This is a genomic window from Gottfriedia luciferensis (assembly GCF_002156865.1).
Lineage (GTDB): Bacteria > Bacillota > Bacilli > Bacillales > Bacillaceae_G > Gottfriedia > Gottfriedia luciferensis.
Genome location: NZ_NCTA01000001.1, coordinates 70,877 through 86,470, shown reverse-complemented (window position 1 = coordinate 86,470; position 15,594 = coordinate 70,877). Strand labels below are relative to the sequence as shown.

The 15,594-nt window shown below is 32.3% G+C and carries 15 protein-coding genes; 8 read left to right on the top strand and 7 right to left on the bottom strand.

The features are described from left to right. Window positions 1-104 precede the first annotated feature (104 nt). Window positions 105-959 carry a YitT family protein gene (locus B7R67_RS00450; protein ID WP_088066505.1) on the bottom strand — a complete coding sequence of 285 codons (855 nt, stop codon included), beginning with the start codon at window positions 957-959 and terminating at the stop codon, window positions 105-107. Window positions 960-1,153: 194 nt separating this feature from the next. On the opposite strand from B7R67_RS00450, the gene B7R67_RS00445 reads away from it, so the two are divergent. Then, window positions 1,154-1,285 carry a DUF3941 domain-containing protein gene (locus tag B7R67_RS00445; RefSeq protein ID WP_088066503.1) on the top strand — a complete coding sequence of 44 codons (132 nt, stop codon included), beginning with the start codon at window positions 1,154-1,156 and terminating at the stop codon, window positions 1,283-1,285. A 245-nt stretch (window positions 1,286-1,530) separates the two neighbouring features. On the opposite strand, the gene B7R67_RS00440 is transcribed toward B7R67_RS00445, so the two are convergent. After that, on the bottom strand, window positions 1,531-2,382 hold the full coding sequence (locus B7R67_RS00440; RefSeq protein ID WP_268875967.1) for a YitT family protein: 852 nt from the start codon (window positions 2,380-2,382) through the stop codon (window positions 1,531-1,533). A 102-nt stretch (window positions 2,383-2,484) separates the two neighbouring features. Further along, a complete protein-coding gene (locus tag B7R67_RS00435; protein WP_088066501.1) occupies window positions 2,485-3,360 on the bottom strand; it encodes a CvfB family protein in 876 nt (291 codons plus the stop codon). Window positions 3,361-3,482: 122 nt separating this feature from the next. Here B7R67_RS00435 and B7R67_RS00430 point away from each other — a divergent pair, with 122 nt between their 5' ends. Further along, window positions 3,483-3,974, top strand: a complete 492-nt coding sequence (locus tag B7R67_RS00430) for a YajQ family cyclic di-GMP-binding protein (RefSeq protein ID WP_088066499.1) — start codon at window positions 3,483-3,485, stop codon at window positions 3,972-3,974. A 71-nt stretch (window positions 3,975-4,045) separates the two neighbouring features. On the opposite strand, the gene B7R67_RS00425 is transcribed toward B7R67_RS00430, so the two are convergent. Both B7R67_RS00425 and B7R67_RS00420 read right to left on the bottom strand, forming a co-directional pair. Next, on the bottom strand, window positions 4,046-5,089 hold the full coding sequence (locus B7R67_RS00425) for a LacI family DNA-binding transcriptional regulator (RefSeq protein WP_088066496.1): 1,044 nt from the start codon (window positions 5,087-5,089) through the stop codon (window positions 4,046-4,048). Between the two features lie 165 nt (window positions 5,090-5,254). After that, a complete protein-coding gene (locus B7R67_RS00420; RefSeq protein ID WP_088066494.1) occupies window positions 5,255-6,763 on the bottom strand; it encodes an alpha-amylase family glycosyl hydrolase in 1,509 nt (502 codons plus the stop codon). A gap of 217 nt (window positions 6,764-6,980) precedes the next feature. On the opposite strand from B7R67_RS00420, the gene B7R67_RS00415 reads away from it, so the two are divergent. The 3 genes from B7R67_RS00415 (at window position 6,981) to B7R67_RS00405 (ending at window position 10,587) form a co-directional block, all read left to right on the top strand. Further along, on the top strand, window positions 6,981-8,762 hold the full coding sequence (locus tag B7R67_RS00415) for an alpha-glycosidase (RefSeq protein ID WP_088066492.1): 1,782 nt from the start codon (window positions 6,981-6,983) through the stop codon (window positions 8,760-8,762). A 223-nt stretch (window positions 8,763-8,985) separates the two neighbouring features. Continuing rightward, window positions 8,986-10,212 (top strand): ammonium transporter, encoded by a 1,227-nt coding sequence (locus B7R67_RS00410; RefSeq protein WP_088067144.1) that lies wholly within the window; start codon window positions 8,986-8,988, stop codon window positions 10,210-10,212. Between the two features lie 12 nt (window positions 10,213-10,224). Further along, a complete protein-coding gene (locus B7R67_RS00405) occupies window positions 10,225-10,587 on the top strand; it encodes a P-II family nitrogen regulator (RefSeq protein WP_088066490.1) in 363 nt (120 codons plus the stop codon). 634 nt (window positions 10,588-11,221) lie between these two features. Here the strand turns inward: B7R67_RS00405 and asnB are convergent. After that, window positions 11,222-13,069: an asparagine synthase (glutamine-hydrolyzing) gene (gene asnB / locus B7R67_RS00400; RefSeq protein ID WP_088066488.1), complete on the bottom strand. Its 1,848-nt coding sequence runs from the start codon at window positions 13,067-13,069 to the stop codon at window positions 11,222-11,224. Between the two features lie 434 nt (window positions 13,070-13,503). Between asnB and B7R67_RS00395 the strand changes: the two genes are divergently transcribed. Then, window positions 13,504-14,067 carry a DUF2777 family protein gene (locus B7R67_RS00395; protein WP_088066486.1) on the top strand — a complete coding sequence of 188 codons (564 nt, stop codon included), beginning with the start codon at window positions 13,504-13,506 and terminating at the stop codon, window positions 14,065-14,067. Window positions 14,068-14,214: 147 nt separating this feature from the next. Here the strand turns inward: B7R67_RS00395 and B7R67_RS00390 are convergent, their stop codons facing one another. After that, entirely contained in the window at window positions 14,215-14,589 is a 375-nt protein-coding gene (locus B7R67_RS00390) for a DUF1516 family protein (protein WP_158094990.1), read from the bottom strand. Window positions 14,590-15,053: 464 nt separating this feature from the next. Here B7R67_RS00390 and B7R67_RS00385 point away from each other — a divergent pair, with 464 nt between their 5' ends. Then, window positions 15,054-15,209, top strand: a complete 156-nt coding sequence (locus B7R67_RS00385) for an aspartyl-phosphate phosphatase Spo0E family protein (RefSeq protein WP_088066482.1) — start codon at window positions 15,054-15,056, stop codon at window positions 15,207-15,209. A gap of 152 nt (window positions 15,210-15,361) precedes the next feature. Continuing rightward, entirely contained in the window at window positions 15,362-15,583 is a 222-nt protein-coding gene (locus B7R67_RS00380; RefSeq protein ID WP_088066481.1) for a spore germination protein, read from the top strand. The last annotated feature ends 11 nt before the right edge of the window (window positions 15,584-15,594 follow it).

The window sequence follows — 15,594 nt, the reverse complement described above, 5'->3', positions numbered from 1 at the left end:
ATTTAGAAATATTTACACATTTTTATCACCCTGTTTACTCTAAAAATACAAAAAGACCAGCTATATTTATAAATATGCTGGTCAAGTTCTGTTTCATTTGTTTATTAAACTTTTCTAAATTCCCCTAATACATCTACTGTTTGCACAACATTTGTAAAAGCTTGTGGATCTACCCTTTTGATGATTCTTTCTAAATCGTATAGTTCATAACGAGATAGCACAATCATCAAAATATCTTTATCTTGTTTTGTAAATGCTCCAGTAGCATTCATTTGTGTAATACCACGAACAAGCTTAGCATGTATTTCTTTTCTAAGCTCCTCACCTTTAGTTGTAACAATCATCGCTGTTAACTTCACATGACTTGTATGCACACTGTCGATTACTCTTGTAGTAACATATAAGTTGATTAGCGTATATAGAGCTTTTTCCATACCATATAACTGGCCTGCTGTGATAATAATAATTGCATTAAATAGAAAAAAGTAAGTACCAACAGGTTTACCTTTTGATTTAGAAAGAACTAGGGCAATAATATCTAATCCGCCTGTTGAACCACCGAATTTTAATGTTAAGCCAATTCCGATCGCTGCGATTAACCCACCAAATACAGCATTCAGTAAAATATCATCTGAAAAAATTGGTTTAACAGGTAATAACTCTAAAAATAAAGTCATAACACCTACACTAAAAAAACTGTAATACGTAAAAGTGCGTCCTACTTTTTTCCACGCTAAAACAATGACTGGGATATTTAAAATAGCTAATAATATCCCCGTTGTCACAGTAAACGGAGTGTAGTCAGTAATAATATTTGAAAGTAATTGCGCTAGACCTGCAAAACCACTTGAATAAACATTAGCAGGGATCAAAAAACAATTCATTGCAAACGCGTTTAAAAAGCCACCAATAATTACGATAACTAATTTAAATAAAAGCTCTTTCTTTCTTTCCACCAACTCTTCTTCCCCCTCAAACAAATTACAATTTCTATCTTTTTAAAAAAGTTGGCACTGTTATACGAATGTTGATATTTCTTAAGTAAATCAACTGCATGGTTTAACTGAGCCAAAACGTTAAAAACTTATAAACATACATAATTAAGTTAATCTAGGCAAACCTAACATTATCATTTTTATAAAGGAGCTTACATATGCCACATACTAGTGATAATGACAAAAAAGCACAAGATAATAACGCTAAAAGAGAAAAGAAAAATGCACAAGAAAGTAAAAATGCTCAAGCTGGTAAGAAATCTTTTTCTAAAAGTGTCGATCATCTTTAATATTTTTATTTAAGCTTTATTTGGTTAAAAAAGCATCAAAACGCAAGTAGAATTTCATCCAATAGTTTAAGTATATTTGTTTCTTTCTGAAAGACAATAAGAACTTTGCAAACTTGAAAAAGCCTTATTATTAATAAGATTCAAAAAAAATAAACTGTTCAACTTCCTTGTTTATTTGGAAGCGTTGAACAGTTTTTTTGTTCTTATAAATGCCATAAAAGAGCTCGGAATGAAAGTGCAATTTTTTAGAACTTCCTAAATTCACCAAATACATCGATCGTTTGAACAATATTTGTAAATGCCTTTTCATCAACAGACTTTATGACTTTTGAAAGATGATATAGCTCATAGCGTGATAGCACCATCATTAAAATTTGCTTATCTTGATTAGTGAAAGCTCCTTTTGCATTAATAGCTGTTATTCCACGAACAAGCTTTGAATGAATTTCCTTTCGTAGTTCATCTCCTTTTGTTGTAACAATAAATGCAGTGACTTTAATATGACTTGTATGAATTGCATCTATAAATCTCGAAGTAACATATAAGTTAATAAGTGTATAAAGTGCCTTTTCCATTCCATAAATATAACCTGCAGTTAAAATGATTAATGCATTAAACAGAAAAAAATATGTTCCAACTGGTTTTCCTTTTGATCGTGAAAGGACTAGAGCTACAATATCCAAACCTCCAGTTGAAGCTCCAAATTTTAACGTATATCCAATTCCAACCGCTACGATTAAACCACCAAAAACTGCGTTCAGCAAAATATCTTTTGAGAATAGTGGTGTAACTGGGATGATTTCTAAAAATATAGTCGTAATACCGACACTTAGTATTGTAAAATAAGTAAACGAACGGCCGATTTTTTTCCACGCTAAAATAATAACAGGAATATTTAATAGTGCTAGTAAGATACCCGTAGAAGCTCTAAAAGGTGTAAAATCATTTAATAAATTAGTAAGTAACTGTGCTAGACCTGAAAAACCACTTGAATAAACACTTACAGGAATTAAAAAACAATTCATTGCAAATGCATTCATTAATGCACCAAAAATTACGACAAGTATTTTTATTAAAACTTCTCTTTTTTCATTCACCTACAAATAGCCTCCTAATTTTTTCATAAACTTAGTATGCCTGTATGTTTTAAAAAAATTAGCAAAAAAAACCACTCCATCAAATGAAGTGGTATTCCTTAATTATTGTTCTTTCTTTTCAAACAGTTCTTTTGCGTATGTCCATCCATCTTCTTGATAGATTTTGTTTTCTTTTAATAATCTACCCATCGCACGTTTAAATGAAGCTTTACTTATATTAAATCTTGCTTTAATATCTTCTGCATCACTTTTATCCCAGTAAGGCATAGCTCCTCCGCGATTCATCATATATTCATAAATTTCATTCGCTTCTTGATCTAATCCTTCGTGAACTCTTGGTAAAAGTGATACATTCGTACTTCCATCAGGCTTCACATCAATGATACGTCCGTTTACTCTTTCACCAATTCTTGGCTCTGTTTTACGCTGAGATTCATGAATAAATCCGATAAAGCGTTCATCAGTTAAAATATAAGAACCTACTCTTAGTGTACGATAAATGATTCCTGAAACATTTTTATTAAGCATACTCTCTTCAGCTGGTACTGAAAATTCCTTCATTACGGGTTCAGTCGCAAGCTTAATTAAAAGCCTACCCTTGTTCGTACGCTTTAGTGTGCAAAAAATTTCATCGCCTTCTTGAGGCCATACTTCTTCAAGTGGAGGTAAATCTCCTTTTTCCAAAAGAATATCTTTTGAAATGCCTATATTAACAAAAACACCAATTCCATCTAATTTATCTACTACTTTAGCAAATCCATACCCTTCAGTTGTAATAAATGGCATTTCCATCGTAGCAGATAATCTACCCTTAGAATCATGGTATAAGAATACAGTAACTTCTTGATCTATTTCAATTTCACCTGATGTCTCATTATTATGTAAAAAAACTTCTTCTTGATCTTGGACAAGCATATACCCAATATCTGTTTCTCGACTGCACACTAAAGTGACAATCTCTCCTGCTTGTAAACTCATTTTTTGTTACATCCTCTCTTAACTTCCAAACTAAAAATTATTATAACATGTCAATTGAAAGTTTGTTACTTCGACTATCATACACTATAATACAAGTATTAACGAATTGGAGGGATTCTATCATGTCAAAAGAAAGTTCATTTGATATTGTTTCAAAAGTAGACTTACCGGAAGTCTCTAATGCTATTCAACTTGCTACGAAAGAAATCGCAACTAGATATGATTTTAAAGGGAGCAAAAGCTCAATTGCCTTAGAAAAAGAAGAACTAGTATTAATTTCGGATGATGAATTTAAATTAGAGCAGTTAAAAGACGTACTAATTAGTAAATTAATTAAAAGAAATGTACCAATTAAAAATTTAGACTACAGTAAAGTCGAAGGTGCATCAGGTGGTACTGTTAGACAAAGAGCTAAATTAGTTCAAGGTATTGATAAAGACAATGCAAAAAAAATCAATACAATTATTAAAAACAGTGGGCTTAAAGTAAAATCACAAATTCAAGATGATCAAATTCGTGTTACTGCAAAAAGCCGAGATGACTTACAAGCAATTATTGCTGCAGTCAAAGGCGCTGACCTTTCAGTTGATGTGCAATTTATGAACTATCGATAATCAAATACATATAAAAAAAAGAGGATGACTTTGTCATCCTCTTTTTCAATATTTACATAATAAATTCTAAATCAACTGCTTACTAATTCCAAATTTTCTTTTTTTACACTTGTACCACGGACGATTAGTTTATGAGGAACAATAATACTTTTCTCGATTTCGTCTGGTTCTTCTATTTTAGAAATAATGTTTTTCGAAGCTTCATACCCTAATTGATAAATATTAATATCCACTGAAGTTAATGGTGGGTTTGCGAGTTCTGCAAAAATGGCGTTATTAAAACTAACAATCGAGATATCACTTGGAACCGAAATAGTATGTTCTTGTAATACACTTATAATTCCTAATGCTAAAACATCATCAGTGACAACAATTGCTGAAGGTAGCTCTTCAAGTTCTAGAAGTTGACTAACAGCATTTCTCCCACCATCTCTTGTAAACGAAGTAAATATAATTTCTTCATCACTTACCGTAAAGCCATTTAATAACATCGTATCTTGAAAGCCTCGTAATCGATTTTTCGTAACAAGTAAATTACGATCCCCACCGATAAATGCAATTTTCTGATGACCATGATCGATTAAATAATCTGTTACTTCTCTAGAAGCTGCATAATTATCATTATCGATATAAGTTATGTCTTCAATCGAGTGATATGGTTTCCCTACTAAAACAAAGGGAAATTTATTTTCATTTAAATAATCGATAATCGTATCATTTTCTTTTGAGTATAGAAGAATAATTCCATCAACTCTTCGTCCTCTTACAGTTTTAATAACTGTTTGTTCAACTTCTTTTTCATTATTCCCTGTAATAAAGTAAAGCGAATATTCTTTTTGGTTTGAATACGCTGTAACACCTCTAATTACTTCTGCGAAAAACGGATTGTGAAATGATGTATCTAATGCAGGTGGCAAGACTAATCCAATTGATTTTGTTGAACGATTCGCTAAAGACCTAGCATTTAAATTCGGATGATAGTTTAATTCATCCATTACTTTTCTAACTTTCCGTTTTGTTCTTTCACTAATTCTCGGACTGTTTGAGATAACTCGCGACACCGTTGAAGGTGCTACATTCGCTTTCTTCGCAACATCCTTAATTGTTATAGTCATTTTTATACCCCTTATTTACGAATGAATGTAACCGTTATCATTAATTCTTTAGTAGTAGGCTCTGTAAACTAATTTCTCATTAACAGAGCCTAACTGTTTAAAGAATTTTGAAAGATATCTTCAATCTCTCTTTTTCAATGATTTTTTATCTCATCAAATTAGTGTTTATTTTTCTTCATTATTACGTCTTCTTGCAAGCCACAAAAAGACAACAAATGCGACAAATATCGATGGAATTGCAATAATAACTCCAATGTTTAAAGTAGTTTTAGGAGCTACTGCATAAACGTTTGAAGACTCTCTTTTAAGTACAATATCAAAACCTTTTTTATTTGGTCGAACTAGATCATCAGCTTGTAGCCCTCTTAGCTCTTTTGATTTATTAACAACATCAAAATTTAAGTGGACCTTTTTATCAAAGGATGTATTATTAATCGCAATAATTGTAGTCTCTTTTTTGTATTTTCGTTTAATTAAAGTCATACCTTTCGAATCATAAAGGATATGTGAATCTCCTTTAGAAAGAGAAGGTAATGTTCTTCTTAATTCCGTCAGTTTCGTTATATAATCTGAAAACTTTTCATCCGTTCGGAAATCCATGCCTTTACGGTTATCTGGAATATTTCCACCATTTAGTGCGATCTCTGTCCCATAATAACTTAAAGGGATACCTGGAGTTGTATATAGGTATGCAAGTGCTAATTTCAATCTTGAAGGTGGATATTGACCTTTTTCTTCGGCGATTGAAACAAAACGCTTAGTCATTTCATCATCGACGTAATTAATTAACACAGTTGAGCCAAGTTCCTTCGTTAAATCAAATTGTTGTTTCATTACATTTGTTAATGCTTGATTTTGCGAAGAAAATGTATCCGCTAAATCTTTTACTAAATTTACATTATAAATGCCATCAAAGCCTACATTTTTGTAATTTTTAAGATCAAACTCACTTGTGTTATTTAAATCAGCAAATAAAATAAAGTTAGGATTTTTCTTTTTTATTTCTTGATTAAATGATTTCCAAAACGAAACAGGTACATTATTTACTTCTTGTAAATTATATCCATCAAATTTAGCTTGGTCCATCCAATACTTACCTGTTTCAATAAGATAGTTCGCTACTTCGCTATTATCTTGATTAAAATCAGGTAATCCATTAATCCATTTCTTTTCAGAGCTTGTACTATTACTAGGATTAAACCAATTCGCATATTCGCTTTTTTTAGCTAATTCACTATTTTGAGAAGTATTGTTTGCTACAAAATCAATCAAAACCTTCATGTGACGTTTATGTGCTTCATTTACTAATTTTTTCAGGTCTTCCATTGTACCAAATCTTGGATCAATTTTTCTAAAATTAACGACAGAAAAACCATCATATGAATTTACATCGCTTTCAAAAATTGGTGAAATGGAAATAGTTGTATAACCAAAGTCCTTAATATAATCTAATTTTTTCGTAATTCCTTCTAAATCTCCACCTTGAGATTTATTTAAATCTTTTGGGTCCGTATTTTTATTATTAGTTGGATTCACATCGAAATAACGATCAACTAAAATGCGATAAATCATTTCTTTTTTTAAGTCAGTTGTATTTTTTTCTGCAAAACTAATACTAGGTAAAGTACTTAAAAATAGTACAGATACTAGTATAAACAAACCAAATCGCTTCATTTTTTCTCCCCCTGCAAGTCACTCGCATGTACAAATTTCACTCTCTACACTATTTTGCAAAATATTACATCGAAATTCAAATGTTATATTAATTTTCATGAAAATGGAAGCGATTGCACATACTATTTAATTATACTGTTACGAAATTAGATAGCAAGCTTAATTCTTTTTAATGAATTTAGACCAATTTAATTAGATTGAAATAAAGGATGGTATCATGCAAATTGAATCAATCTATCATCAGCCTTATGATCAATATGCTTTTTCAATAGATGATAAAACCTACCGCTTGAGAGTTCGTACAAAAAAAGAAGACTGTTCAGTAGTTGAATTATATTATGGAGACCCTTTTAAATTTCAAGATTCTGTTTGGCAAACCGAATCGGTGCTCTCAATGCATCTTGCTTTTTCTACAGAACTATTCGACTATTGGGAAGTTGATGTGAGCCCTCCAAATAAACGAATGAAATACTTATTTCGATTAAAGAATGGACAAAAAAGTATTTTTTATGGAGAAGGAGGATTTTCAAACGACTTTAACCCTCATGACCAATCGAATTGTTTTACATTAGCATTTCTACATAAAAATAATTTCATATCACCACCAGAATGGGTTTCAAAAACAATTTGGTATCAAATTTTCCCCGACCGATTTGCTAGTGGGAATAATTTGAATAACCCTAAAAACTCAATTCCCTGGGGATCTACTCAACCTACTAGCTCTAGTTATTTTGGTGGCGACTTAGAAGGGATTATCCAAAAAATCGATTATTTGAAACAATTAGGTATTAGTGGTATTTATTTAACACCAATCTTTGAAGCAAATTCAAACCATAAATATGATACGATTAACTACTTTAAAGTCGATCCTGCATTCGGAGATGAAAAAATTTTAAAAAAATTAATCGATAAATGCCACGAAAACAATATTTATGTAATGCTTGATGCAGTTTTTAACCATACAAGTGCATCATTCCCACCCTTTCAAGATGCCTTAATTAACGGAAAAAGCTCTGCTTTTTACGAATGGTTTCATTTCTTTCGCGATGATAATAATAAGCAATCATATGAAACCTTTTCATTTGTAAATGAAATGCCAAAACTGAATACCGAAAATAAAGAAGTCCAAAAATTCTTATTAGAAATCGGCTCCTATTGGATAAAAGAATTTGATATTGATGGTTGGCGTCTAGATGTTGCAAATGAGATCGATCATTATTTTTGGAAGCTTTTTAATCAAAAGATGAAAGAAGATAAAAAAGATTTATTTATAGTTGGTGAGATTTGGCACCATGCAATGCCGTGGTTAAGAGGGGATGAATTCGATTCTGTCATGAATTATCCACTTATGAAATCACTTCTAGCTTATTTCGCTTATCAAACAATACCGACCTTACAATTCCAATATTCAATCAACGAATTAATATCTCAATACCCTCTACCTGTCATTAAAGGATTATTCAATGTTCTAGGGTCACATGATACTCCTAGAATATTAACTCAGTGCAATCATAATGAAAAAAGAGTCATTCTATTATATGTTTTTTTATTTACATTTTTTGGAACACCGTGTATTTACTATGGGGACGAAATTGGACTACAAGGTGGAAATGATCCAGAATGCAGAAGTTGTATGGTTTGGGACGAGTCAAAGTACAATTTAACGATCTTTGACTCAATTAAAAAATTGATTTTAATTCGAAAAAAATATTCCGTTTTAGAAAATGATGGTGAGTTTAAATGGTATGATTGTGGACTAAATCCAAATATTCTTATGTACGAAAGACGCAATAATCAATTCCATTTTTTAATCATCATAAACAATTCGAATGATCAACAATCAATTCAAATCCCTATTAATTTAAACGGGAAAAGAATGACTAATTTATGGAATCAACAACAATTTGCTGCGGAATCTAGTTCAATTGCAATCGATCTATCCCCAACCGATTTTTTTATATTACACATCGAAGATACAGATGTTTCTCAACAAACTTAACAGACTCACTTAGTGGGTCTGTATTTTTATTCAAAATTTTTATCATGTCAGATTTTCTTACAACATAAGTATTTGTTAGCGTTTTCATTATTTTTCTTTTATTTTTTTTTGATTTTTCTAAGAAATTTTTATTGAATTTTGCATATATTCTGAATATGATAACTTATATAACATTTAATGTTATAAAAACTAACATTAGAAAAGAGGAATGGAAATGAACGGTATTCAGGCTGCGGATAGTGTATTTCTTTTTATCTCAACAGTTTTAGTCATGATTATGACACCAGGATTAGCACTTTTTTATGGCGGAATGGTCAAAAGCAAGAATGTACTTAGTACAACAATGCATAGTTACGCTGCAATGGCAATTGTATCAATCCAATGGGTGCTAATTGGTTATTCTTTAGCATTTGGGCCAGATTTAAAGCATTTAATTGGCGACTTCTCTTGGGTCGCACTAAAAGATGTTGGATTTACACCAAATGATAATTATAGTTCAACAGTTCCTCATAATCTTTTCATGATGTTTCAATTAATGTTTGCGATCTTAACTCCAGCACTAATATCAGGTGCATTTGCTGAGCGAATGAAATTTTCAGCATTCCTATTATTCACTCTTCTTTGGACAACATTGGTTTATGATCCATTAGCTCATTGGGTTTGGGGCGTAAATGGCTGGCTTCGCAACTTAGGTGCACTAGATTTTGCTGGTGGTACAGTTGTCCACATTTCCTCAGGTGTGTCAGGTCTAGTCCTTGCTCTTCTTCTCGGTAAACGGAAAGATTTTGAATCAACATCACCTCATCATTTACCACTAACTGTATTAGGTGCAGGCTTATTATGGTTTGGATGGTTCGGATTTAACGTCGGTAGCGCTCTTACTTTAAATGATATAGCTTTAACAGCGTTTATAAATACGAATACAGCTGCTGCTGCAGCATCAGTTGCTTGGGTACTGATCGAATGGTACGTCAATAAGAAACCTACTATATTAGGTGGCGTAAGTGGTGCAGTTGCAGGATTAGTAGCCATTACACCTGCTTGCGGTTTTGTTACACCACTTTCTTCTATTGCAATTGGATTTTTAGGTGGAGTCATATGCTTTTTAGCTGTAACCTACTTAAAAAATAAATTTGGATATGATGATGCATTAGATGCTTTCGGTTGTCATGGAATCGGCGGGACTTGGGGAGCTATTGCAACTGGATTATTTGCTACAAAATCAGTAAATAGTGCTGGTGCAGATGGAGTCTTTTATGGTAATGCAACTTTGCTTTGGAAGCAATTAATCGCTATAGGTGCAACTTATGTATTCGCAGGATTACTTACCTTCCTAATCGTAAAAGTAATAGGAATTTTCATTCGTGTCCGTGTTGACCAAGAAGAAGAAAACCTTGGTCTAGACTTAGCAATACACGGCGAAAAAGCATATCACGATGCGAGTATATAAGGAGGGATAAAAATGACAGCAAAATTAACTAAAATTGAAATCATTACACGCCCAGAGAAATTTGATGTATTAAAAGATGCTCTCTCCAAAGTAGGAGTAACAGGAATGACCGTTACGAATGTTTTAGGATGCGGAATGCAATCCGGCTATACTGAAGTCTATCGTGGTAAAAAACGAACAATTAATTTACATGAAAAAATAAAAGTCGAAATAGTTGTCTGTGATGTACCAGTTCAAGCTGTAATTGATGAAGCAAAAAAAGTATTAAATACAGGGAAACCAGGTGACGGAAAAATATTTGTATATCCAATCGAAAATGCAATTAAAATTCGTACTGGAGAGGAAGGCCGCGACGCTCTACAAAACGATTACTAATTTAATTGATACCTAGTCTTTTGACTAGGTTTTTGTTTGCCCATCAAATGCTCGCTTTCTTCTTCGCTCCACCTGCTGGACGGTGCTCATTTCGGTCTATGGTAACTCCGCCCATTGTCACGGTTCGCACCTTGAAAGACAAGAATTTTCAATGGGTTTAATATTAACTTTGTCTATTTAGTTGAAAACCAGTCTGATATAAGTCATTTTTTTATGTATTCTAGTAATTTTTATTGAAAAACAAAGAATTCTCCTATAAAACTTGTGTTTATTTGCGATTTCAGGGTTACTATTTGCGATTTCCCTACTTTTAAATGCGATTTGGGATATTTATTTGCGATTCCCACCTTTTTAATTGCGATTTCGGTATTTTATTTGCGATTCTCACCTTTTTAATTGTGATTTTGGAATTTTATTTGCGTTCTCTCTTTTTATTTGCGATTTCGGTATTTTATTTGCGATTCCAGATGTTTATTTGCGTTCTCTTTTTAATTTGCACGATTCAGATGTTTTTTGCGTTCTCATTCTGTATTTGCGATTCTCACCTTTCATCCGCGATCCCCACCTGCTTAATCCCCCCTCCCCTTCCAAATACAACAATAAAAAAACAGAGGTGAAAAATCACCTCCATTCGTTATGCCTTTACATTAATATTAAATTTCTTAAACCAAACATGAATTTGATATAAATGTGCTAATAACTGTGGTCCAGACATCAATTGACCATACCATGGAACTTGGAATGCTTTCCCTTCACTTTCAACTAAGCTATTTAACTGCTCTTTATCTAAAAACTCGTAAAGTGCAGAACTTTTATCTTTTAATGCCTCTTTTAATTTTTGAACAACTAATTTAGTATAAATTGGATTATGCGTCTTCGGATAAGGGCTTTTTTTACGGTATAATATTTCTTCTGGTAAAAGTCCTTCTAGTGACTTTCTTAATATCCCTTTCTCACGATTCCCATACATTTTAAGCTCCCAAGGGATATTCCAAACATATTCAACGAGTCGGTGGTCTGCAAAAGGCACGCGAACTTCTAGACTTGCTCCCATACTCATTCTGTCTTTTCGATCTAATAATTGCGCCATAAACCATTGACGATTTAAATAAAATAATTGTCTTCTTTTTGCTTCTAAAGGACTTTCTCCTTCAAGGATAGGAGTTTCTTTAACAGTCTCATTGTATCGATCTTGAACATATTGAGCCAAATTTAGTTTATTACTCCACTCATCTTTTAAAAGCTTTTGTCGTAGTTCTGTTGATCTCATCCAAGGAAATGCTGGTCTATTTAAGTCGTCTTCACGGTGAAACCAAGGATAACCACCGAAAATTTCATCAGCACATTCCCCAGATAGGCCTACTACGAAATTCTTTTTAATTTTTTGACAAAACCATAATAATGAAGAATCGACATCTGCCATTCCTGGTAAGTCACGACATTCTGTAGCCTCATCCAAATACTGAACCAGTTCCTCGTTGCTAATGACACATCTTTGATGATTTGTATGAAAAGTTGAAGACATTAAATCAATCCAAGGCGCATCCGAATTAGGTTGAAAAACACTTGATGTAAAGTATTTTTCGTTTTCTTCATAATCAATTGAATAGGTTGTTAATTGTCCTTTCCCCTCTTTTGCATAATGATTAGCTGCTATAGCAGTTATTGTACTAGAATCCACCCCACCAGATAAAAAAGTACATAATGGTACATCAGATACTAATTGTCTTACGATTGCATCTTCTACAAAAAAACGAACCTTTTCAATCGTTTCGTCGATCGAATCTGTGTGAATTTCACTTTTAACATCCCAATATTTCCATATTTTTAGCCCATTTCTAGAAAAGGTCATAGCATGACCACCACGAAGTTCTTTTATCCCATTAAAAACTCCATTTCCTGGCGTTCGAGATGGACCAAGACCAAAGACTTCAGAAAGTCCTTCCTCAGTTAATTCAGCTTTCACATCAGGATTTGCTAGTATTGCTTTTACTTCTGAAGCAAATAGTAATCTCTTATAATCTTCTTTGTAAAATAAAGGTTTAACGCCTAATCGATCTCTTGCGATAAATAAGCTTTCCTTTTCTTCATCCCAAATTGCAAATGCAAATATTCCATTAAACTTTTCTACGCATGCTTCTTTCCATTCAATATAGCTTGTAAGTAAAACTTCAGTATCTGAATGCCCTTTAAAGGTATAACCCCTCTTAATTAGTTCTTTTCTTATATCCTCGGTATTATATAGCTCTCCGTTATAGCAAAGTGTATAGGTGTGATCACCTTTTGACTTAAGCATTGGTTGTTTTCCACCGTCCGGATCAACTACAACTAACCTTTTATGGCCAAAATTACAATGATTTGATGTCCATATGTTTGTATCATCTGGACCCCTTTTTGATAATGTCTCAGCCATTTTTAACGCAACACCATTTGCCTTAGATAAATCTTTTTGAAAATCTGCCCACCCAGTTATACCGCACATGTTTTTTTCTCCTTTCTGGGCTATTTCCCTATAAAAATAAAGTTAATTCTATATCGTATTATTGTTTATAAAAATAGGTGCGTTAATCCATAAAAAAAGTTGATAACTTATCCTTATTTGTCCATGCGTTTTTTCATTTTTTGCATAGTTATAAAATAGTTAAGTTATGTCAATAAATGAAAAAAGTAGCAGCTTATTAAATTAATCATAATAAACGCAGCTATGTTCGTAACACCGTTAAATACAAATCGGAAAAAGTGGAAAATATAAATCATTAAACAATATTCGAAATCCACAAAAAGGTTCAATCGAAAAAAAGTTTCTATTTATTATTCATTTTATGTTTCAATAAAATGTCCGAATCACTAATTTTCAATTGAATCGAAGTAAATAAACAAACAACTTATAGAACGCTTGTAACTGGAGGTTACTTAATGCAATATAAGCATCGATCACAATTATTTCAAAAGCAACCTCGCGCTTTCACGATTGGAACAATTGAAGAAATAAACGATGAATGGGTCTTTTTCGATGATGAAACTGATGAGGCATTTTTACTCGAAGATCTTGTCGATGAGGAGTTTGAAATTTCAATAAACGAAGAATGGTTTCCTGCTTCTTTAAAAAATGGAAATTTCATAATTAATCATTCTAAAAAGAAGAAATTACAAAACGGCGATATTCTCCGCATCCAACGAAAACTTTTATATAGTTTTGATACACTCTTAAAAAATTTGAGCGATGAGTCGTTTTATACTTTAGCATATTTATTGAACACACATAGTTTTTCTTTATACGATTGTCTTTACTGTCATAACTTCCTTTCATTCCAACCTGAAGGAATCCCTTCTGAAGGGGTAAATTTCATCGTATTTGATAATGGAGAACTGGTTTGTTCAGTATATCACCAATTTAGAATTTCGCATGACGAACAAAATCATCGTTTCGAACTGACGAAAGCAACTGGTAATCGCTATTTATTAACTCAGTTATCTTAAGGGCAGGAGTAAAGGGAATGCAGGATCAAGGCGGATTTACAAGATTTTAAAGAGTTTATTCATGCTTTCCCTATCACTTTCCTTCCTTGTTTTATTAGGGCCAAACAATAAAAAAACTGCCACAATGAAAAGTGACAGTTTTTTTTATTAAGCGAAGAAATGAAAACCTTGAGGTAATCTGAATCCCACATATAATAATGCTAAAATTAATACAGTAAAGATCGTTGCAGGTACAACCATTTTACGATTTTTCTTAGAAGAGACTGTGAAATACTCAAATACCCCTAACATAATGATACCAAGCGTCATTTTTACGTTATAAAGCATTTTCATGTCTGACGGCATATTTTCTTTACCTGGGATACTAATAAATAAGTATAGTCCAGTACCTAAAATAACAAAGTATAATAAGCGTAAAATCATGTGAGGTACTTTAACTTTTTGACCATGTTTATACCCATGACCAACATATAAAGCTAAAATAATAGCCAATACCCACGATGTAATATGTAAGTGAATCATTCCTTTTCCTCCCAAATTCATATTCTAAATAATCATATCATAAGTGATAGCATAAGGGAAAAATCAAGATAAAGGATCGTTAGAAAATTATGAAAAAAATTCACAAATTGTTCAAAAAATACCTGCGACTAAGTACCTACTAAATTATTAAAATAACATGACTTTCTACTCGTTTTTTAGATTATTAAATATTATTAATATAGGATTGTAATCTACTGTCGAAAATAAATTCAATATCTTCTACACCTCCTTACAATTCGACATTTCACATCCTTCTTCCTACAAAAACCTTTCAATTTCCACTTAGTAAACAGAAGATAAAGGTGAATATTGTAGTTTTTTGTAAATTTTACACTTCTTTTAGCGAATGCCTTTTCATATGTAAATGATTTTGTATAATAGCATTACATACATCGTGAGACCTAGACACAATTCCCTATTCTTGAACAAAGTTGGTGACTAAATTGCTGCTTCATGTTATAGAGAAAAAACGCGCCCGAATGGTATATTACGCGGGACGATATGGCTTTACAAACAAGAAAACAGTTTTATGTAGCCAAGAGCTGGACAGGCTCATGAATATGATATCGACTTTTACTTCTACAAAACAGAGGGCTTAATAGCTAGTTGCGATTAGTTCAATCTAATTGCAACTAGTATTTTTTTTGTTCAATTAAATGAAGACTTCTTAACATTATATAGACTACAATCACATTTTGGGTTAAATAGCCATATAATACATAATCATATAAAGAACAAAGGGTGTTCAGTCATGCCTGCTTATGTTGGAGTAATTAATATTGTGAGTGTTGGTAGCAGCGGTGTTGTAAACGTGGGTGACGCATATAATATTTTTCCTAAAAGTAATGCTCAAACGTATGCCGGTGCTGGTTCATTTAATACAGGTGATAATGTAACTGTTTATAACAATAAGAGTATTTCGAATGTATATGATCAGGATCAAGTTGATCAACCAATGGTTGGCAACATGTAAAGGAGGATGTC

Bases quoted from the DNA above. Each gene is read 5' to 3' on its own strand.
- B7R67_RS00445 (WP_088066503.1), top strand. From the start codon at position 1,154: ATGCCACATACTAGTGATAATGACAAAAAAGCACAAGATAATAACGCT.
- B7R67_RS00435 (WP_088066501.1), bottom strand. From the start codon at position 3,360: ATGAGTTTACAAGCAGGAGAGATTGTCACTTTAGTGTGCAGTCGAGAA.
- B7R67_RS00430 (WP_088066499.1), top strand. From the start codon at position 3,483: ATGTCAAAAGAAAGTTCATTTGATATTGTTTCAAAAGTAGACTTACCG.
- B7R67_RS00425 (WP_088066496.1), bottom strand. From the start codon at position 5,089: ATGACTATAACAATTAAGGATGTTGCGAAGAAAGCGAATGTAGCACCT.
- B7R67_RS00420 (WP_088066494.1), bottom strand. From the start codon at position 6,763: ATGAAGCGATTTGGTTTGTTTATACTAGTATCTGTACTATTTTTAAGT.
- B7R67_RS00415 (WP_088066492.1), top strand. From the start codon at position 6,981: ATGCAAATTGAATCAATCTATCATCAGCCTTATGATCAATATGCTTTT.
- B7R67_RS00405 (WP_088066490.1), top strand. From the start codon at position 10,225: ATGACAGCAAAATTAACTAAAATTGAAATCATTACACGCCCAGAGAAA.
- asnB (WP_088066488.1), bottom strand. From the start codon at position 13,069: ATGTGCGGTATAACTGGGTGGGCAGATTTTCAAAAAGATTTATCTAAG.
- B7R67_RS00395 (WP_088066486.1), top strand. From the start codon at position 13,504: ATGCAATATAAGCATCGATCACAATTATTTCAAAAGCAACCTCGCGCT.
- B7R67_RS00390 (WP_158094990.1), bottom strand. From the start codon at position 14,589: ATGATTCACTTACATATTACATCGTGGGTATTGGCTATTATTTTAGCT.
- B7R67_RS00380 (WP_088066481.1), top strand. From the start codon at position 15,362: ATGCCTGCTTATGTTGGAGTAATTAATATTGTGAGTGTTGGTAGCAGC.